Source organism: Halorubrum tebenquichense DSM 14210 (assembly GCF_000337415.1).
Lineage (GTDB): Archaea > Halobacteriota > Halobacteria > Halobacteriales > Haloferacaceae > Halorubrum > Halorubrum tebenquichense.
Genome location: NZ_AOJD01000045.1, coordinates 109,282 through 127,268 on the forward strand (window position 1 = coordinate 109,282; position 17,987 = coordinate 127,268).

General features: G+C 69.2%; 18 protein-coding genes. 15 read left to right on the plus strand and 3 right to left on the minus strand.

Annotated elements, in window-relative coordinates; translation table 11 throughout:
• Positions 1 to 53: 53 nt before the first annotated feature.
• The 3 genes from C472_RS07965 (at position 54) to C472_RS07975 (ending at position 1,695) form a co-directional block, all read left to right on the plus strand.
• Positions 54 to 860, plus strand: a complete 807-nt coding sequence (locus C472_RS07965; RefSeq protein WP_006629305.1) for an aldo/keto reductase — start codon at positions 54 to 56, stop codon at positions 858 to 860.
• Positions 861 to 933: 73 nt separating this feature from the next.
• The gene (locus C472_RS07970) at positions 934 to 1,164 is read left to right on the plus strand and encodes a hypothetical protein (protein ID WP_006629306.1); all 231 of its coding nucleotides are present in this window, start codon (positions 934 to 936) and stop codon (positions 1,162 to 1,164) included.
• 129 nt (positions 1,165 to 1,293) lie between these two features.
• The gene (locus tag C472_RS07975) at positions 1,294 to 1,695 is read left to right on the plus strand and encodes a DUF5790 family protein (protein ID WP_006629307.1); all 402 of its coding nucleotides are present in this window, start codon (positions 1,294 to 1,296) and stop codon (positions 1,693 to 1,695) included.
• A 16-nt stretch (positions 1,696 to 1,711) separates the two neighbouring features.
• On the opposite strand, the gene C472_RS07980 is transcribed toward C472_RS07975, so the two are convergent.
• Positions 1,712 to 2,488 carry a creatininase family protein gene (locus tag C472_RS07980; RefSeq protein ID WP_006629308.1) on the minus strand — a complete coding sequence of 259 codons (777 nt, stop codon included), beginning with the start codon at positions 2,486 to 2,488 and terminating at the stop codon, positions 1,712 to 1,714.
• A 116-nt stretch (positions 2,489 to 2,604) separates the two neighbouring features.
• Between C472_RS07980 and C472_RS07985 the strand changes: the two genes are divergently transcribed.
• The gene (locus C472_RS07985) at positions 2,605 to 2,913 is read left to right on the plus strand and encodes a DUF5789 family protein (protein WP_006629309.1); all 309 of its coding nucleotides are present in this window, start codon (positions 2,605 to 2,607) and stop codon (positions 2,911 to 2,913) included.
• Between the two features lie 46 nt (positions 2,914 to 2,959).
• Here C472_RS07985 and C472_RS07990 read toward each other — a convergent pair whose 3' ends face one another.
• Together C472_RS07990 and C472_RS07995 are read right to left on the minus strand one after the other, a co-directional pair.
• The gene (locus tag C472_RS07990) at positions 2,960 to 4,930 is read right to left on the minus strand and encodes an ABC transporter ATP-binding protein (protein WP_006629310.1); all 1,971 of its coding nucleotides are present in this window, start codon (positions 4,928 to 4,930) and stop codon (positions 2,960 to 2,962) included.
• A gap of 141 nt (positions 4,931 to 5,071) precedes the next feature.
• A complete protein-coding gene (locus C472_RS07995; RefSeq protein ID WP_006629311.1) occupies positions 5,072 to 5,350 on the minus strand; it encodes a DUF7538 family protein in 279 nt (92 codons plus the stop codon).
• A 136-nt stretch (positions 5,351 to 5,486) separates the two neighbouring features.
• Here C472_RS07995 and rnz point away from each other — a divergent pair, with 136 nt between their 5' ends.
• From rnz to C472_RS08050, 11 genes are all read left to right on the plus strand, one after another.
• A complete protein-coding gene (rnz, locus tag C472_RS08000; protein ID WP_006629312.1) occupies positions 5,487 to 6,416 on the plus strand; it encodes a ribonuclease Z in 930 nt (309 codons plus the stop codon).
• Between the two features lie 624 nt (positions 6,417 to 7,040).
• A complete protein-coding gene (locus C472_RS08005) occupies positions 7,041 to 7,967 on the plus strand; it encodes a hypothetical protein (protein ID WP_006629313.1) in 927 nt (308 codons plus the stop codon).
• Positions 7,968 to 8,615 (plus strand): RPA family protein, encoded by a 648-nt coding sequence (locus C472_RS08010; RefSeq protein WP_006629314.1) that lies wholly within the window; start codon positions 7,968 to 7,970, stop codon positions 8,613 to 8,615.
• Between the two features lie 93 nt (positions 8,616 to 8,708).
• Entirely contained in the window at positions 8,709 to 9,113 is a 405-nt protein-coding gene (locus C472_RS08015; protein WP_006629315.1) for a hypothetical protein, read from the plus strand.
• 341 nt (positions 9,114 to 9,454) lie between these two features.
• Complete coding sequence (gene pdhA / locus C472_RS08020) at positions 9,455 to 10,558, plus strand: pyruvate dehydrogenase (acetyl-transferring) E1 component subunit alpha (protein ID WP_006629316.1); 1,104 nt, start codon at positions 9,455 to 9,457, stop codon at positions 10,556 to 10,558.
• Complete coding sequence (locus C472_RS08025) at positions 10,559 to 11,545, plus strand: alpha-ketoacid dehydrogenase subunit beta (RefSeq protein ID WP_006629317.1); 987 nt, start codon at positions 10,559 to 10,561, stop codon at positions 11,543 to 11,545. It begins immediately after the preceding gene.
• Between the two features lie 66 nt (positions 11,546 to 11,611).
• The gene (locus tag C472_RS08030; RefSeq protein ID WP_006629318.1) at positions 11,612 to 13,255 is read left to right on the plus strand and encodes a dihydrolipoamide acetyltransferase family protein; all 1,644 of its coding nucleotides are present in this window, start codon (positions 11,612 to 11,614) and stop codon (positions 13,253 to 13,255) included.
• Positions 13,255 to 14,682, plus strand: coding sequence for a dihydrolipoyl dehydrogenase (lpdA, locus tag C472_RS08035; RefSeq protein ID WP_006629319.1), 1,428 nt, complete (start codon positions 13,255 to 13,257; stop codon positions 14,680 to 14,682). Before C472_RS08030 ends, lpdA begins: the two co-directional genes overlap by 1 nt.
• A 283-nt stretch (positions 14,683 to 14,965) precedes the next feature.
• Positions 14,966 to 17,101 (plus strand): catalase/peroxidase HPI, encoded by a 2,136-nt coding sequence (gene katG, locus C472_RS08040; protein WP_006629320.1) that lies wholly within the window; start codon positions 14,966 to 14,968, stop codon positions 17,099 to 17,101.
• A 292-nt stretch (positions 17,102 to 17,393) separates the two neighbouring features.
• Positions 17,394 to 17,723 carry a DUF5783 family protein gene (locus tag C472_RS08045; protein ID WP_006629321.1) on the plus strand — a complete coding sequence of 110 codons (330 nt, stop codon included), beginning with the start codon at positions 17,394 to 17,396 and terminating at the stop codon, positions 17,721 to 17,723.
• 78 nt (positions 17,724 to 17,801) lie between these two features.
• The coding region (locus tag C472_RS08050) for a NifU family protein (RefSeq protein WP_006629322.1) at positions 17,802 to 17,987 on the plus strand (186 nt) is incomplete at its 3' end.

A 17,987-nucleotide genomic window follows, 5' to 3' on the forward strand; every position in this document is an offset into this window, starting at 1 on the left:
GATCGGCCGCCGGGACGGTCGGATTTTTCCGGCCGCCGGGGGAACGGTCGGGCATGGCAGACGCCTTCGACCGACTCGGCTACGGGACGTACAAGCTGGCGGACGGCGAGGAGTGCGCCGAGGGGGTCGCTCACGCGGTCGACACCGGCTACCGCCACGTCGACACCGCGCAGGGATACGACAACGAGGCCTCGGTCGGCGACGGGATCGACCGGAGCGGCGTCGACCGCGACGACCTGTTCGTCGCGACGAAGCTCTCGACGGACAACCTCTCGTACGACGACGCGGTCGAGACCGCGCGCGCCAGCCGCGACCGGCTCGGCGTCGACTCGATCGACCTGCTGTACGTCCACTGGCCGATCAACAGCTACGACCCCGCGGAGACGCTGCCCGCGCTCGACGACCTCGTCGACGACGGCGTGATAGACCGGATCGGCCTCTCGAACTTCGAGCCGGACCAGCTCGACGAGGCGATCGACCGCCTCGACCACGACCTGTTCGCCCACCAAGTCGAGTGTCACCCGCTCCTCCAGCAGGAGACGCTCCGCGAGTACGCCGTCGAGCACGACCACTGGCTCGTCGCCTACTCGCCGATCGCGCGCAACCGCGTCGCCGACGTCGACGCGCTCCGGGAGATCGCCGACGCGCACGACGCGACCCCGGCGCAAGTGAGCCTCGCGTGGCTGCTCTCGAAGGAGCGCGTCGCGCCCATCCCGAAGGCGGCCGACGTCGGCCACGTCGCGGACAACTGGGCCGCCCGCGAGATCGACCTGACGGCCGACCAGATCGCCCGGATCGACGCGCTCGACCGCGGCGAACGCGTCGTGGACTTCGAGGAGGCCCCGTGGAACGCGGCCTGACCTCCGGAGCGCTCAATACCGGTATTGTCCCCTCATAGTCGGTTTAACGGACCCTCCGACCCAACGCTCGACCGTGCCGGACCCGAACCTCGACCCCGACGCCGCCCGGACCCGCGACGCCCGCCCCGCGGCCGACGTCGCTGACGCCGAGGGGGAGTCCGGCCCCCGCGACTGCCCGGCCCTCCCCGCGGCGACGCCGGACGCCGACGCGGTGTTCGAGCGGCTCCGGACGCTCGCCGTCGTCGCCGGTTTCCTCGGTCTCCTCCTGACGCTGATCGCGGCGGAACTGCTCGTCCGGATCTGAGCCGCGCCATCGCCCGAACCGAAACTGAACGCGAGATGCCTCGATCCGGGGACCAAGTCCGCCCTCCCCGCGGGTTTCACTTCCGCTTTCGGGCGCGTTTTTAAAAGGTGCGGGCACGACACTCCGCACATGGCCCAGTCCACGTTCGACGACGACGACCTGTTCGGCGAGGCGGCCGCGGAGACGCGCGCGGAGGTCGAGGAACACCTCGCCGCGGCGCGCGAGGAGCTCCCGGACCCGGACGCGGTGTGGGAGACGGACGCGGACAACGTGCTCGGCGCGCTCAACGGGCTGAAGTCCGCGCTCGACGCCGGCGACGCGGTCGACAGCGTGCGCTCGGCGAAGAAGGCGTACGTCCTCGGCGAGCGCGCCGACGCCTTCGACGACGCCGAGGACCTCGAAGCGGAGATTGAGGAGCTCGAATCGCTCGTCGGCGACATCGAGAGCGCCGCCGACGAGGTGGCCTCGCTCACGGGCACGGTCCCCGCGATCCGCGGAGCGCTTCAGGACGCGGCCGACGACGACGAGTAGCCCTTCGCGGCCCTTTTCACTCCGCGTCTCGCTCGACGACCGCCGCCGCCAACTCCGCGAGCGCGTCGCTCGCCCGGCCGAGCAGGAGTTCCCCGCGCTCCGCGTCGCCGTCCCGCGGGTCGCCGACGACGCCGTTGTCGGTGAACTCGTCGGCGTCGTGCGCGAGGTTCACGCCCGAGACCCACTCGCCCCACCGGTCGGCCGCGCCCGCGCCCGCCTCGTCGACGCGCTCCTCGCGGACCAGGCCCGGATTCGTCGCGCGCAGCAGCGCCGTCTCCAGCGGTCCCGCGTGGCCCATGTCGCTCGCGTGGTCGCCGACCGCCTCGAACCACGTGAACGCGACCCCGTAGCCGCCGTGGTCGGGATCCCGCGAGAACCGGCGGGCGACCTCCGCGAGCGCCTCAACGTTCCCCCCGTGCCCGTTGACGGACACGACGCGGTCGACGCCGTGCGCGACCAGCGACTCGGCCGACTCCCGGACGTACGCGCGGAACGTCTCCGGCGAGACCCACATCGTCCCGTCGAACGCGCGGTGTTCCTCGGCGACGCCGACCGGGACCGGCGGAGCGACCGCGACCTCGCCGCGGTCGGCGGGCGAGCTTACGCCTGACTCGCCGCTCTCCTCGCCCCGCTCGTACGCGTCGGCCCCGGCCTCGGCGACGGCGACGGCGTTCAGCGTGTCGGTGCCGAGCGGCGCGTGCGGGCCGTGCTGTTCCGTGCTGCCGACCGGGAGGAACGCGACGTCGACGTCGGCGTCGCGCGCGTCGGTCCAAGTGACCTCGCTGAGGCGCATACGGACACGTCGGCACCCGCCGTCGTATAGCCGACGGTCACGCTCCGCCCGCCGCTTCGGGCGTCGCAACGCGGTCGACCCCCGGTATTATCCCGGTCCCCGCCGATCGCGATTGTATGGCCAATGACAACACGGAACTCGGTTCGGAGGGGCCGACCCGGGCTCCGAACGTGTCGTTCGGCCCGCTGAAGCGGGCGCTTCGCGAGCATCGATATCCGGTGACGGCCGCGGAGCTGATAGAGCAGTACGGCGGCGCTGAACTGGAGACCCGGACGGCGACCGAACGGTTCGCTCGCCTGCTCGAAGACTGCGAGGAGACGCAGTTCCGGGAGCCGTCGGACGTCCGCGAGGCCGTCCTCGACGCGCTCGGCTACGACGACGCGTCCCCGGATATTGCGCCGGACGACTGGACCTCGCTCCGGTGACGCCTCGGTCAGGCTCTCGGGGCGGCTGGGTCGGCGGCGCTCCCGATCAGTCGTCGTCGGTCTCTGCGTCCTCGACGATCCGCGCCGTGCGCTCCTGCGCCCGGTCGATGAACTCCTGTGGCAGCTCGTCGATCTCGCCCGCCTGAACGCCCCAGAGGTGCGCGTACAGCCCGTCGTTGTCGAGCAGTTCCTCGTGGGTGCCCCGCTCCGCGATCCTCCCGCCCTCCAGCACGAGGATGGTGTCCGCGTCCTTGATCGTCGAGAGCCGGTGGGCGATCGCGAACGTCGTCCGGTCGGCGGTGAGCCGGTCGAGCGAGCGCTGGATCAGCATCTCCGTCTCGGTGTCGACGTCGGAGGTCGCCTCGTCGAGGATGAGGATGTCGGGGTCCTTGAGGACCGCGCGGGCGATGGTGACGCGCTGGCGCTGGCCGCCGGAGAGCTTCACGCCGCGCTCGCCGACCATCGTGTCGTAGCCGTCGGGGAGGTTCTCGATGAAGTCGTGCGCCTCGGCCGCCCGCGCCGCCTCCTCGACCTCCTCGTCGGTCGCGTCGAAGGTCCCGTAGGTGATGTTCTCGCGGACGGTGCCGTAGAACAGGTACGAGGACTGCCCGACGTAGCCGATCGACCGGCGGAGCGACTTGAGCGTCACGTCGCGGACGTCCTGGCCGTCGATCTCGATCGCGCCTTCGTCGACGTCGTACATCCGGAGCAGGAGCTTGAGGACGGTCGACTTCCCGGCACCGGTCGGCCCGACCAGCGCGAGCGTCTCGCCGCCCTCGACGGAGAAGTCGACGTCCTCGATGATCGTCTCATCATCGTAGCCGAAGGAGACGTCGTCGTACACCACGTCCCCGTCGCCGACGACCAGGTCCTCGGCGTCCGGCTCCTCGGCGAGCCGCGACGGCTCGTCCATCAGGCCGAATATGCGCGCCGAGGAGGCGCGGGCGCGCTGGTACATGTTGATGATCTGGCCGAACTGCGCCATCGGCCAGATGAACCGCTGCGTGTAGAGGATGAACACGACGAACATCCCGACCGAGAGGTCACCGGTGAACGGTCCCGGCGGCGTGTCTTGGAACACCCAGAGGCCGCCGACGACGAACGTGAGCACGAACCCGATGCCGGCGAGCACGCGGAGCGCCGGGAAGAACTTGATCCGCGTCGTGATCGCGTCCCAGTTGGCGTCGAAGTAGTCCATCGACACGTCGTCGACGCGGTCGGACTCGTAGTGTTCGGTGTTCGACGACTTGATCACCTGAATGCCGCCGAGGTTGTTCTCCAGCCGGGAGTTCATCTTCCCGACCGACGACCGCACCTCGGCGTACTTCGGCTGGATAATCTTGATGAACAGGTACGTGAACCCGCCGATGACCGGGACGGGGAGCAGCGCGACCAGGGCGAGTTGCCAGTTGATCCAGAAGAGCAGCACGCCGATGCCGATCACCATCACGGACAGCCGGAACAGGGAGTTCATCCCGTCGTTGAGGAACCGTTCGAGCCGGTTCACGTCGTTCGAGAGGATGGACATCATCTCCCCGGTCTGCTTGTCCGAGAAGAACTCCATGTTCAGCCGCTGCATCTTGTCGTAGGTGTCCGTCCGCACGTCGTGCTGGATGTTCTGCGCGAAGGCGTTGAACCCCCAATTACGGATCCAGTGGAACCCCGCCCCGATCCCGAACGCCCCGCCGATGACGGCGATGGTGAACCAGAACTGCCCCGTCTGGGCCGTCGGCAGCCACACGTCAGGGAGGACGACGAGCGGGATCTGCTCGCTGAACGCGGGCACCTCGCCCGCCGCCTCCTGCGAGTCGGTATAAAAGATGGCGTCGACGGCGATCCCGAGCATGAGCGGGGGGAGGAGATCGAGGAGTCGCGCGAAGACGCTCGCGAAGACCCCCACCGTCACCTGCGGGACGTAGTCGCGGCCGTACTCGACGAACAGCCGCTTCATCGGATTCTCTATCTTGTCCCGCTGCTCCTCGAAGGGGTCGTCTTCTTCCCAGTCGACGCCACTCATCGAATTCCCTTATCAGGTAAGCGGGCAAATAGGTTTCCTTCGAACCGAAATGCGTCGGCAGAAAACGCCGGTAACGCGCGGTCGATCGGGCGATTCGCCCTCGATCGCCTCGGGTGACACCGCCGATCGCGACCCGCGGCGTCAGAGGTCCCGCCGCTCGGCCGCGGGGTCGATGCCGGCGGACTCCAGATCGCCTCGGACGCGACGCCTGAGCGGATCGGGGATGCGCTCGCGCGGGACCGGCGCGGCCGTGCCGGACTCCGCCTCCTCGGTCGGGACGGACCAGTAGAGGACGCGCTCCGTCTCGGCGTAGAACTCCACCGCGAACTGCTCGCGGGCCCCCTCGTAGTGGACGCGGGCGGCCGCGCCCTCGGCGCGCCAGCCCTCCTGTCGGACCAAGGCGGCGATCGGCTCTCGCATGGCCGCGCTCGGGCCGCCGGCCTCATGTGGGTGTCGGCCGCGCCCCGGCGGCCTCGTCGACGCGCTCGCCGGCGATCCGGCCGCCTCGTCCGTCCGCATCGACACCGGTTTACAACCGCCGCCCGGACGGATCGCCATGTCTCTTCGCGTCACGTTCCTCGGGACGGGCGGGGCCGTCCCGACCGTCGAGCGCGCGGCGAGCGCCGTCTTCGTCAACCGCGAGGGCGACCGCTTCCTCTTCGACTGCGGCGAGGGCACCCAGCGCGAGATGATGCGCGCCGGGACCGGGTTCGCCGTCGACCGGATCTTCGTCTCGCACCTCCACGGCGACCACGTCCTCGGGCTCCCCGGCCTCGTCCAGACGCTCGGGTTCAACGACCGCACCGACCCGCTGACGGTCCACTGCCCGCCGGGGACCGACGACCACCTCCGGAACCTCGTCCACGCGGTCGGCCACGACCCGGCGTTCCCCGTCCGAATCGAGCCGGTCGCCCCCGGCGAGGTCGCCTACGAGACCGACGAGTACGCCGTGCGCGCCTTCGAGACGGAACACCGGACGGTGTCGCAGGGGTACGTCCTCGCGGAGGACGACCGCCCCGGCCGGTTCGACCGCCCGAAGGCGGAGGAGCTCGGCGTCCCCGTCGGCCCGAAGTTCGGCCGGCTCCACGAGGGCGAGTCGGTCGAGGCCGAGGACGGCACGGTCGTCGACCCGGAGCAGGTCGTCGGGCCGCCGCGTCCCGGCCGGAAGCTGGTGTACACCGCGGACACGCGCCCGCGGGAGTCCACGGTCGAGGCCGCCGCGGACGCCGACCTGCTGATCCACGACGCCACCTTCGCCGACGACATGGCCGACCGCGCCCGCGACACGGCCCACTCCACCGGCCGCGAAGCGGGATCGATCGCGGCCCGCGCGAACGCGAAGCGGCTCGCTCTGGTCCACATCTCCTCGCGGTACGCCGCCGACCCGCGGCCGATCCGCGCCGAGGCCCGCGAGGAGTTCGACGGCGAGTGTCTGCTCCCCGACGACGGCGACCTGATCGAAGTGCCGTTCCCCGACGCGGACTGAGACTGGGACGTTCTCGTCGGTCGGTACTACTCGGATGACTTTGTGAGCGACGTGACGACTACCGAAGCTTCAGCCGCTCCGTAAGGGGTAGTTATCGCTGCGGACACGATCACCACCGAAGCCCCAGCCGGGAGGCGGGCGCACGCTCGCTGCGGTCCTCGTCGCTCGCGTTGCTCACTCCTGCGGTCCTTGCTTCGCCTGCGCCCGCCTCCCGGCTGCCCCTTCGAGCCCCACCCCGCACAGCCCCGCACCTCACGCCTCCCCAGCCTCGCGGTTCGCGCTCTCCGAGCGCNCCGCGTCCCTCGCGCGACGCTCCTCGGCCGCGATGCGGCCTCGGAGGCGCGCGCCACCGCTTCGTTTCGTCGACCTCGTCGAATCTCGACCCGCGGAATAGCGATCCGTGTGATCGTTCCACTCGAAACGAAGCCCGCGCGTGGCTGACGTGTGTCTGACGCGGTCGCGATCGTCGTGTCGTTCGATCTGCCCGGATCGAGAGAAGGACGTTAGAAGCTCTCAAACGGCTCTTTCTGTTCACTTTCACCCCGGTCACCGTCGTTTTAATACGGTGAGGAACCAACCCTCGTACGCCTCCCACCGAAACAACACCGGAGGCGGAGACACCCCATGAGCGAACTGCGACAGGAAGCGGAAGCGATAGCGGAACAGTTCTCGGACCACACCGACGTCGATCCCGACGACGTCGAGGATCGGCTGGCGACGCTCGTCGACGAGTACCGCGTCCCCCTCGACGAGGCGCGCCGGAGCGTCACAAACAGCTACCTCGAAGACGCCGGGATGGAGCGCGACGAACTCGGCCGCGGCGGCAGCGAGGAGGTCCTCGTCAACGACATCGACGAGGACGAGCAGTGGGTCGACCTGCGCGTGAAGCTGGTCGACCTCTGGGAGCCGCGCAGCGACTCCATCTCGCAGGTCGGCCTGCTCGGCGACGAGTCGGGCACGATCAAGTTCGTCGCCTTCGAGACCTCCGACCTCCCCGAGCTGACGGAGGGGCAGTCCTACGAGCTCTCGAACGTCGTCACCGACGAGTACGAGGGCAGCTACTCGGTGAAGCTCAACCGGACGACCGGTATCACCGAGATCGACGAGGCGATCGAGGTCGGCGACAACGCCGACACCGTCGAGGGAGCCCTGGTCGACATCCAGTCCGGCTCCGGGCTGATCAAGCGCTGTCCCGAGGACGACTGTACGCGCGTCCTCCAGAACGGCCGCTGCTCCGAACACGGGCAGGTCGAGGGCGAGTTCGACCTCCGGATCAAGGGCGTCCTCGACGACGGCGAGACCGTCACCGAGGTCATCTTCGACCGCGAGGCCACCGAGGAACTCACCGGCATGACCCTCGAAGAAGCCAAGGACATGGCGATGGACGCGCTCGACACCACCGTCGTCGCCGAGGAGATGGGCGAGGACGTGCTCGGGCGCTACTACCGCGTCACCGGCCCCACCTTCGGCCGGTACGTCCTGGTCGACGAGATGGAGGACCCCGGTACGGTCGACGTTGAAAGTGCGCTGATCGAAGCGAGGTCGATTTAAATGAGCCAGTCAGCACCCACCCGAGAGGTCGCCCGGCGCGTGTTCGCGAGCGAGTTCAACGACGCCGGCTACACGTTCACCGAGTCCGACGACGAGCGCGCCCCCGTCTACGCGCTGTTGCCGACCGGCGAGTCCTCGAACCGCGTGTTCTTCGTGGGCACGCTCACCGAGAAGGAGGACGTCGGCGACGACAGCGAGTACTGGCGCGGCCGCATCGTCGACCCGACGGGCACGTTCTTCGTGTACGCCGGCCAGTACCAGCCGGAAGCCGCTTCCAAGCTCCGGGACCTGGAGCCCCCGGCGTACGTCGCAGTCGTGGGGAAGCCCCGGACCTACGAGACCGACGACGGCACGGTCCGGGTCTCCGTCCGCCCCGAGTCGATCACCGAGGTCGACGCCGCCACCCGCGACCGCTGGGTCGCGGAGACCGCCCGCCGCACCGTCGAGCGCGTCGCCGCGTTCGACGACGAGGGCAACGAGTACGCGCGGATGGCGCGCGAGGAGTACGACCTCGACCCCGAGACGTACAAGGCCGCCGCGCTGTCGGCGCTCGAAGACCTCGACGGCGGCGACGAACTTGCGGGCGACGCCGCGCCCGACGACGCCGCCCCGGACGAGACGGACCCGGCCGGCGCGCCGGAGCCCTGAGACGGTCGGCGCGCGCGCCGACCGTCCGGCCGCGTTCGGCTCGTGACACCGTCTGACAAACGATTAAGTGAGACGCGGACGGACTCGTCCCCAATGGGTAACAAGAACAAGACGATCTCGTTCCGCGTCAACGAGGGCGCGTTCGAGTCTCTCCGCGACATCGCCGAGGAGCGAGACCTCTCGCTGTCGGCGGTCTTCCGGGACTACGTGGACGCGCTCGTCACCCACGACGGTCAGGTCCGGGTCGTACCCGAGTCCGAACTGGACGACGCGGGCGACGACGGCGAGCCGTTCCCCCCGAAGGTTGAGGTCCCGAAGAGCTTCGTCCGCGAGCACGAGCGGCTGGAACTTGAGGCCGAACACCTCCGCGAGCAGCTCGACGAACACAAGCGGTACGTCAACTACCTCCGCGAACAGCTAGAGGAGGGCGACGACGAGGTGATCCACTTGGAGGAGCTCGACGGCGAGCCGGACGAACCCTCCTTCCGCCTCGGATAGCGCCGGCCGCGGCGCGGCAGCCCGTTTTCCCGGTCCGTTTATCCGTTTTCCCGGTCCGCCCCCGAACCGCCGAGCCGCGGTGCCGCGACTCGCGGCCTTCCCGTTCGCGGGCGACCGGTCGCGAAAACCTTCCTGTTCGTCCGTTACTGACCTGCGAAACGCACATGTTGGCGAAAATATTGCCAAATGGCTCGTAGTTTGTTCAGAAACGTCCGATTCTCTCCCCGTCTGATGGACGGTTTCTCATCCCGAGGCCGCTATTTCTGATTATACTAAATTATTTACGAAAACGATATTACCCGGGCGGTGAACGTATCGGACATGCGAAGGTGGGTTCGACCGTGACCGTGTTCGACAGGGCGTACGACGACACCGTTCGCGTCCTCGACGAGGACGGGGAGGTCGTCGGCGACGTACCCGACCTCGGCGACGACTCGCTCGTCGAGATGTACAGGCACATGCGGCTCGCGCGTCACTTCGACGGCCGCGCGGTGAGCCTCCAGCGGCAGGGCCGGATGGGGACGTACCCCCCGCTCTCCGGGCAGGAGGGCGCGCAGATCGGCTCGGCGTACGCGCTCGACGACGACGACTGGATGGTCCCGTCGTACCGCGAACACGGGGCCGCGCTGGTCCACGGGCTCCCGCTGAAACAGACGCTGCTCTACTGGATGGGACACGAGGACGGCAACAACGCGCCGCCGGACGTCAACGTCTTCCCCGTCGCCGTCCCCATCGCGTCGCAGGTCCCCCACGCCACGGGGGCCGCGTGGGCCTCGAAGCTCCGCGGCGAGGACGACGCGTTCATCTGCTACTTCGGTGACGGCGCGACGAGCGAGGGCGACTTCCACGAGGGGGTCAACTTCGCTGGCGTGTTCGACACGCCGACCGTCTTCTTCTGTAACAACAACCAGTGGGCCATCTCCGTCCCGCGCGAGCGGCAGACCCGGAGCGCGACGCTGGCGCAGAAGGCGGAGGCGTACGGCATCGACGGCGTTCAGGTCGACGGGATGGACCCGCTCGCGGTGTACAGCGTCACGAAGGCCGCCCTAGAGAAGGCGCGCGACCCCGACAGTGACCGGCCGCGCCCGACGCTCATCGAGGCGGTCCAGTACCGCTTCGGCGCGCACACGACCGCGGACGACCCCACCGTCTACCGCGACGACGACGAGGTGGAGCGCTGGAAGCGGAAGGACCCGATCGACCGGCTGGAGTCGTACCTCCGCGACGAGGGCGTCCTCGACGACGAGCGCGTCGCGGAAATCGAGTCGTCGGTCGAGGCCCGGGTCGCCGACGCCATCGACGAGGCGGAGTCGATGGCGCGGCCCGACCTGCGGGAGCTGTTCGAACACGCCTACGCGGAGCTCCCGCCCGAACTGGAGCGGCAGTACGAGGCGCTCGCCGCGCTCCGCGACGACCGCGGCGACGCGGCGTTCCTGGAGGACTGAATGACCGACACACAGAATCTCACGCTGGTACAGGCGGTACGGGACGGACTGCACACCGAACTGCGCGAGGACGACGACGTGGTCGTCATGGGCCAAGACGTCGGGAAGAACGGCGGCGTCTTCCGCGCGACGGAGGGCCTGTTCGACGAGTTCGGCGGCGACCGCGTGATCGACACCCCGCTCGCCGAGTCGGGGATCATCGGCACCGCGGTCGGGATGGCCGCGATGGGGATGCGACCGGTGCCCGAGATCCAGTTCTCGGGGTTCATGTACCCCGGGTTCGACCAGGTCGTCTCGCACATGGCGCGGTTCCGCACCCGCAGCCGCGGGCGGTTCACGCTCCCCATGACCCTGCGCGCGCCCTACGGCGGCGGCATCCGCGCGCCGGAGCACCACTCGGAGTCGAAGGAGGCGTTCTACGCCCACGAGGCCGGACTGAAGGTCGTGATCCCCTCGACGCCGTACGAGGCGAAGGGGCTGCTCGCGGCGTCGATCCGCGACCCCGACCCGGTGGTCTTCCTCGAACCGAAACTGATCTACCGGGCGTTCCGCGAGGAGGTGCCCGACGAGCCGTACACGGTGCCGATCGGCGAGGCGGCCACTCGTCGCGAGGGCGACGACGTCGCCGTGTTCACCTACGGCGCGATGACGCGCCCCACGCTGGAGGCCGCCGAGACGCTCGGCGAGGAGGGGATCGAGTGCGAGGTCGTCGACCTCCGCACGGTCTCCCCGCTCGACCGCGAGGCGATCGTCGAGGCGTTCGAGAAGACCGGCCGCGCGGTCGTCGTCCACGAGGCACCCAAGACCGGCGGCCTCGGCGGCGAGATAACCGCGATCCTTCAGGAGGAGGCGCTGTTACACCAGGAGGCACCGATCGGCCGCGTCGCCGGGTTCGACGTGCCGTACCCGCTGTACGCGCTGGAGGACTACTACCTCCCGTCCGCGGCGCGCATCGAGGAGGGAATCCTGGAGGCGGTCGAATTTTAACATGGCCGCCGGAGATACACCCATGACCGTCGATCGTCGACGCGCGACCGTCGAGGAGGGCGACAGATGACGATCAAGGAGTTCAAACTGCCGGACGTCGGCGAGGGCGTCGCCGAGGGCGAACTGGTCTCGTGGCTGGTCGCGCCCGGCGACCGCGTTGAGGAGGACCAGCCCGTCGCCGAGGTCGAGACCGACAAGGCGCTCGTCGAGGTCCCGTCGAGCTACGACGGCGTCGTCGAGGAGCTGTTCGCCGAGGAGGGGCAGATGGTCCCGGTCGGCGACGTGATCATCTCGTTCCGCGTCGACGAGGAGGGCGACGGCGGAGGCGGGGCCACCGCGACCGACGCCGAGCCGGCCGACGCCCAGCCGGACTCTCCCGCGAGCGACGGGTCGGAGCCGGAACCGGACGCCGGCGAAGCCGGGGACGACGGGGCCGACGCCGAACCCGACACCCCGTCGGGCCGGACCTTCGCGCCGCCGTCGGCGCGGCGGCTCGCCCGCGAACTCGGCGTCGACGTCGCGGCCGTCGACGGGAGCGGTCCCGGCGGTCGCGTGACCGAGGCCGACGTGCGGGCCCACGCCGAGGGCGACGCCGGGTCCGCCGACGCGGACGCGGCCGACGCCCCCGAACCGCGGCCCGCGCCGACGCCGACCGACACCGGTTCCGACGGACGGAAGTCAGCGGTCAGCAAGCGCGACGCCGGCGGATCCGCGGCGTCCTCAGCGACGGCCGCGGGCGGTCCCGAGCCGGCGGGCCGCGAGACGACGCTCGCGACGCCCGCGACGCGGAAGGTCGCGCGCGACCGCGGCGTCGACCTTGACGACGTCCCGACCGACGAGACCCGCGACGGCGAGGCGTTCGTCACGGCCGACCACGTCCGGGCGTACGCGGACGCGGTCGAGTCGGCCGCCGAACCGACGCCCGAGCCGGGACCGACCGACGACGCGCCGGAGCCGGCCCCCGCCGGCGGCGCGCCGGAGACGGCGACCGCGTCCGAGGCGACGACCGCGTCGGGCGACGAGACCGTCCCCTACCGGGGCGTCAGGCGGACCATCGGAAAGCAGATGGAGCGGTCGAAGTTCACCGCGCCGCACGTCACTCACCACGACACCGCCGAGGTCGACTCCCTCGTGGACGCGCGCGAAGACCTGAAACCGACGGCGGAGGCGGAGGGCGTGAAGCTCACCTACATGCCCTTCGTGATGAAGGCCATCGTCGCCGGCCTGAAACGACACCCGTACCTCAACAGCGAGCTCCGCGAGGACGACGAGGAGATCGTGTTGAAAGGCGACTACAACCTCGGCATCGCGGTCGCGACCGACGCGGGGCTGATGGTCCCGGTCGTCGAGAGCGTCGACGAGAAGGGGCTCTTCGAACTCGCCGAGGAGGTGAACGACCTCGCTGCCCGCGCCCGCGAGCGCAAACTGAAGCCCGCCGAGATGAAGGGCGGCACGTTCACCATCACCAACTTCGGTGCCATCGGCGGCGAGTACGCCACGCCGATCATCAACTACCCCGAGACCGCGATCCTCGGGCTGGGGGCCATCGAGGAGCGCCCCGTCGTCCGGGACGGCGAGGTCGTCCCCGCGCCGACGCTCCCGCTGTCGCTGTCGATCGACCACCGGGTCGTCGACGGCGCGATCGCGGCCGAGTTCGCCAACACCGTCATGGAACACTTAGAAAACCCGCTGCTGCTACTCAACGAATAATGGTCGTCGGAGACGTCACCACGGGAACGGAGGTACTGGTCATCGGCGCGGGACCGGGCGGCTACGTCGCCGCCATCCGCGCCGCACAGGAGGGGCTGGACACGACGTTAGTCGAGAAGGACGCCTACGGGGGCGCGTGTCTCAACCGCGGCTGTATCCCCTCGAAGGCGCTCATCACGGGCAGCGGCCTCGCCCACGAGGCGGGCAACGCGGAGTTCATGGGCGTCCACGCGGACCCCGCCGTCGACATGGGGAAGATGATCGAGTGGAAGGACGGCGTCGTCGACCGCCTGACGAGCGGCGTCGAGAAGCTGTGTAAAGCGAACGGCGTGAACCTGATCGAGGGCGAGGCGTCGTTCGTCGACGAGGACACCGTCCGCGTCGCGCACGGCGGCGAGGGACAGGGCTCCGAGACGCTCTCGTTCGAACACGCGATAATCGCCACCGGCTCGCGGCCGATCCAGATCCCCGGCTTCGAGTTCGCGGAGGGCCACGTCTGGAGCTCCGCGGACGCGCTCGACGCCGACACGGTCCCGGACCGGCTCGGCGTCGTCGGCGGCGGCTACATCGGCATGGAGCTGGCGACGACGTACGCCAAGCTCGGTGCCGACGTGACGGTGATCGAGATGCTCGACGACGTCCTCGACCCCTACGAGGACGACGTGAAGCGGATCGTCCGCAAGCGCGCCGAGGAGCTGGGCGTCGAGTTCCACTTCGGCGAGGGGGCGAGCGAGTGGTCGGAGGCACCCGACGGGGGCTACCTCCTCCACACGGAGACGGAGGACGGCGTGGAGTCGTCGTACGGCGTCGACAAGATCCTCGTCGCGGTGGGTCGACAGCCGGTCACCGACGGGCTTGACGTCGAACAGGCCGGGATCGAGACGGACGACCGCGGCTTCGTCGAGACGGACGACCGCACCCGCACCGCGGTCGAGGGAATCCACGCCGTCGGCGACGTCGCCGGCGACCCGATGCTCGCGCACGCGGCCTCCAACGAGGGGATCGTCGCCGCCGAGGTGATCGCGGGCGAGCCCGCTGCGCTCGACCGGCAGGCGGTCCCGGCGGCCGTCTTCACCGATCCCGAAATCGGGACGGTGGGGATGACCGAGGCGGACGCGGCGGACGCAGGCTTCGACCCCGTCGTCGGCGAGATGCCGTTCAACGCCTCCGGCCGGGCGATGACGACCGGCCACACCGAGGGGTTCGTCCGGATCGTCGCCGACGACGAGACCGGCTTCGTGCTCGGCGGACAGATCGTCGGCCCGGAGGCGTCGGAGCTGATCGCCGAGGTCGCGCTCGCGGTCGAGATGGGCGCGACCCTCGAAGACGTGGCCGCCACCGTCCACACTCACCCGACCCTCGCGGAGGCCGTGATGGAGGCGGCCGAGAACGCGCGCGGACAGGCGATCCACACGCTGAATCGCTGAGAGGCGGCGTCGGACCGCCGTCCGCGGCGTCGCGATCGCGATTCCTCGCCCACGATACGGGACCGTTCTCCGCTCGAAACGTTGGCCATCAGAGCGGTCCGTCTCTCGACCGGCGTCCTCCGAGATGCGCGCACCCGCCCGAGGGCGACGCCGCGCCCTCTCGGCGCGACTTCGCGAATCCACAAATAGAACTTCATTATTTCGATACAATTCCTCTATTATAACGATGTTTCCCTCGCCGAAGTAGACAATATTATCAGCGGCGAGGACGGACCGTTTCGTGATGGCTAGTAATACGCAAGACTGGTGGCCGGACCAGTTAGACTTGGAGTTACTCGATCAGAACGGGTATGCCGTCGGTCCCTACGACGAGGAGTTCGACTACGCGGAGAAGTTCGAAGAGCTGGACCTCGACGAGGTCAAGGCTGACATCGAGGAGGTGCTGACGGACTCGAAGGACTGGTGGCCCGCCGACTACGGACACTACGGCCCGCTGTTCATCCGCATGACGTGGCACGCCGCCGGGACGTACCGCTCGCTCGACGGCCGCGGCGGCGCGGCCGGCGGACACCAGCGGCTCCCGCCGATCAGCAGCTGGCCCGACAACGTCAACCTCGACAAGGCGCGGCGGCTGCTGGAGCCGATCAAGACGAAGTACGGCGAGAAGCTCTCGTGGGCCGACCTCATCGTGCTCACCGGCAACGTCGCGCTGGAGTCGATGGGCTTCGAGACGTTCGGCTTCGCGGGCGGCCGCCAGGACGACTTCAAGGGTGACGACGCCGTCGACTGGGGTCCGGAAAGCGAGTTCGAGACCACCTCCGAGGAGCGCTTCGACGAGGAGGGGAACCTCAAGGAGCCGCTCGGCAACACCGTGATGGGCCTCATCTACGTCAACCCCGAGGGCCCCAACGGCGAGCCGGATTTGGAAGGGTCCGCGAAGAACATCCGGCAGTCGTTCAGCCGGATGGCGATGAACGACAAAGAGACCGTCGCGCTCATCGCCGGCGGTCACACGTTCGGCAAGGTCCACGGCGCGGACGACGGCGACAACCTCGGTCCCGAGCCCGAAGACGCCCCCATCGACCTCCAGGGCCTCGGCTGGGACAACGAGTTCGGCGAGGGCAAGGGTCCCGACACGATCACAAGCGGTATCGAGGGGCCGTGGAACGCCACGCCCACCGTCTGGGACATGAGCTACGTCAACAACCTGCTCTCGTACGACTGGGAGCCGGAGAAGGGTCCCGGCGGCGCGTGGCAGTGGACCACGAAGAACGACGAGTTGGACGACGCCGCGCCCGGCGTCGCGGATCCCGACGACAAGGAGGACGTCATGATGCTCACGACGGACGTCGCCCTGAAGCACGACGACGACTTCCGGGCCGTCCTCGAGGAGTTCCGCGACGACCCCGACGAGTTCCAGGACACGTTCGCGAAGGCGTGGTACAAGCTCCTCCACCGCGACATGGGCCCGCCGGAGCGGTTCCTCGGTCCCGAGGTCCCGGACGAGACGATGATCTGGCAGGACCCCCTGCCGGACGCCGACTACGAGACGATCGGGGACGCGGAGATCTCCGACCTCAAGGGCCAGCTCCTCGACTCCGAGCTCTCGGTCGGCGAGCTCGTCAAGACCGCGTGGGCGGCGGCGTCCACCTACCGGGACAGCGACAAGCGCGGCGGCGCGAACGGCGCGCGCATCCGCCTCGAACCGCAGCGGAGCTGGGAGGCCAACGAGCCGGAGAAGCTGGAGGCGGTCCTCTCGACGCTTGGGGAGGTTCAGGCCGAGTTCAACGAGTCGCGCTCCGACGACGTCCGCGTCTCGCTCGCCGACCTCATCGTCCTGGGCGGGACCGCGGCCGTCGAACAGGCCGCGGCCGACGCGGGCCACGACGTCGAGGTCCCCTTCGAGCCCGGCCGCGTCGACGCCACCGAGGAACAGACCGACGCGGAGTCGTTCGAGGCCCTCAAGCCCGACGCCGACGGCTTCCGCAACTACCTCGGCGACACCGACGAGGACGTCGAGGACCTCATGGTCGACAAGGCCGACCTGCTGAACCTGACCGCCAGCGAGATGACCGCGCTGGCCGGCGGCCTGCGCGCGCTGGGCGCGACCTACGGCGACTCCGACCGCGGCATCTTCACCGACCAGCCCGGCACGCTCACGAACGACTTCTTCGACAACCTGCTCGACATGCAGTACGAGTGGGACGCGGTCACCGAAGACGATGACGTCTTCGAGATCCGCCACCGCGAGACCGGCGAGGTCGCGTGGGAGGCGACGCGTGCCGACCTCATCTTCGGCTCGAACGCCCGCCTCCGCACCATCGCTGACGTGTACGCCAGCGACGAGGAGAAGTTCGTTGAGGACTTCGCCGAGGTGTGGAGCGACGTCATGAAGCTCGACCGCTTCGACCTCGAGTAACCCGGTCTCACCGTTCGGTTTTCTCTCTCCTTCTACTCTCCGCGTCCGTCGGAGATACCGCTCCGTCGTTCGTCGCTCGCGAGTCTCTCGCCGAGTCCCGACCGTCTCCGAGGTTGTCCGACTCCGGCGCGTCGCGGCACGGCGATCCAAGTATTCTATATCGCGATATACGATTTACCGTAGCTCCCCGGTGCCGATCACTCCTCCTTCGGTACGCCCCACGTCACCCGTCCGTCTCGGCGTCTCGGCGGCGATCGACCCGCTTTTTTCCCGCCGGGCCGTCGCTCGCGACATGGCCGACGAGTTCGACCCGGAGAAGTTCGAGGACAAGTACGCGCACTACTTCAACGAGCTCCAGCGCGCGTACAAGAACGCCTTCAACCAGATGAACGACCGGTACGACTCGGAGCTGATCCACGGTATCGACCAGACCGTGCTCAACGAGTCGGAGCCGTTCTACGAGGACGGCGAGTTCCGCGTCGAACTCCCCGAGAACCCGCGCGACCGGATCCGCGGAGCCGTCGCGGTGGACGACGAGACGTTCGAGGAGACGCTGGAGGAGTACGTCGAGCGGATCGAGTCCGAACTGTACCGGACGCTCGGCGTCGAGCGTCCCGAGTAAGGGCGTACGGCGGAACGCGTCGCCGCCCGGATTCACCCGAACCAAAGGCATAAGCCCGCCGCCCGCCAACTCGCGGGCATGAGTACGGACACGACCGACGGAGCTGACGCGGACAACGAACTCCGCGAGCGGATCACGAACTTCCTGCGGCGCAACTTCCCGCAGATCCAGATGCACGGCGGCAGCGCCGCCATCGCCCACCTTGACCGCGAGAAGGGCGAGGTGACGGTCCAGCTCGGCGGGGCCTGTTCCGGCTGCGGCATC

Excerpts from the sequence above, each read along its gene's own strand:
- C472_RS08015 (WP_006629315.1), top strand. The coding sequence starts at position 8,709 with ATGGGTAACAAGAACAAGACGATCTCGTTCCGCGTCAACGAGGGCGCG.
- katG (WP_006629320.1), top strand. The coding sequence starts at position 14,966 with ATGGCTAGTAATACGCAAGACTGGTGGCCGGACCAGTTAGACTTGGAG.
- C472_RS08045 (WP_006629321.1), top strand. The coding sequence starts at position 17,394 with ATGGCCGACGAGTTCGACCCGGAGAAGTTCGAGGACAAGTACGCGCAC.
- C472_RS08030 (WP_006629318.1), top strand. The coding sequence starts at position 11,612 with ATGACGATCAAGGAGTTCAAACTGCCGGACGTCGGCGAGGGCGTCGCC.
- C472_RS07965 (WP_006629305.1), top strand. The coding sequence starts at position 54 with ATGGCAGACGCCTTCGACCGACTCGGCTACGGGACGTACAAGCTGGCG.
- C472_RS07975 (WP_006629307.1), top strand. The coding sequence starts at position 1,294 with ATGGCCCAGTCCACGTTCGACGACGACGACCTGTTCGGCGAGGCGGCC.
- C472_RS07995 (WP_006629311.1), bottom strand. The coding sequence starts at position 5,350 with ATGCGAGAGCCGATCGCCGCCTTGGTCCGACAGGAGGGCTGGCGCGCC.
- C472_RS07985 (WP_006629309.1), top strand. The coding sequence starts at position 2,605 with ATGGCCAATGACAACACGGAACTCGGTTCGGAGGGGCCGACCCGGGCT.
- C472_RS07980 (WP_006629308.1), bottom strand. The coding sequence starts at position 2,488 with ATGCGCCTCAGCGAGGTCACTTGGACCGACGCGCGCGACGCCGACGTC.
- rnz (WP_006629312.1), top strand. The coding sequence starts at position 5,487 with ATGTCTCTTCGCGTCACGTTCCTCGGGACGGGCGGGGCCGTCCCGACC.
- lpdA (WP_006629319.1), top strand. The coding sequence starts at position 13,255 with ATGGTCGTCGGAGACGTCACCACGGGAACGGAGGTACTGGTCATCGGC.
- C472_RS08010 (WP_006629314.1), top strand. The coding sequence starts at position 7,968 with ATGAGCCAGTCAGCACCCACCCGAGAGGTCGCCCGGCGCGTGTTCGCG.
- C472_RS07990 (WP_006629310.1), bottom strand. The coding sequence starts at position 4,930 with ATGAGTGGCGTCGACTGGGAAGAAGACGACCCCTTCGAGGAGCAGCGG.
- C472_RS08025 (WP_006629317.1), top strand. The coding sequence starts at position 10,559 with ATGACCGACACACAGAATCTCACGCTGGTACAGGCGGTACGGGACGGA.
- C472_RS08005 (WP_006629313.1), top strand. The coding sequence starts at position 7,041 with ATGAGCGAACTGCGACAGGAAGCGGAAGCGATAGCGGAACAGTTCTCG.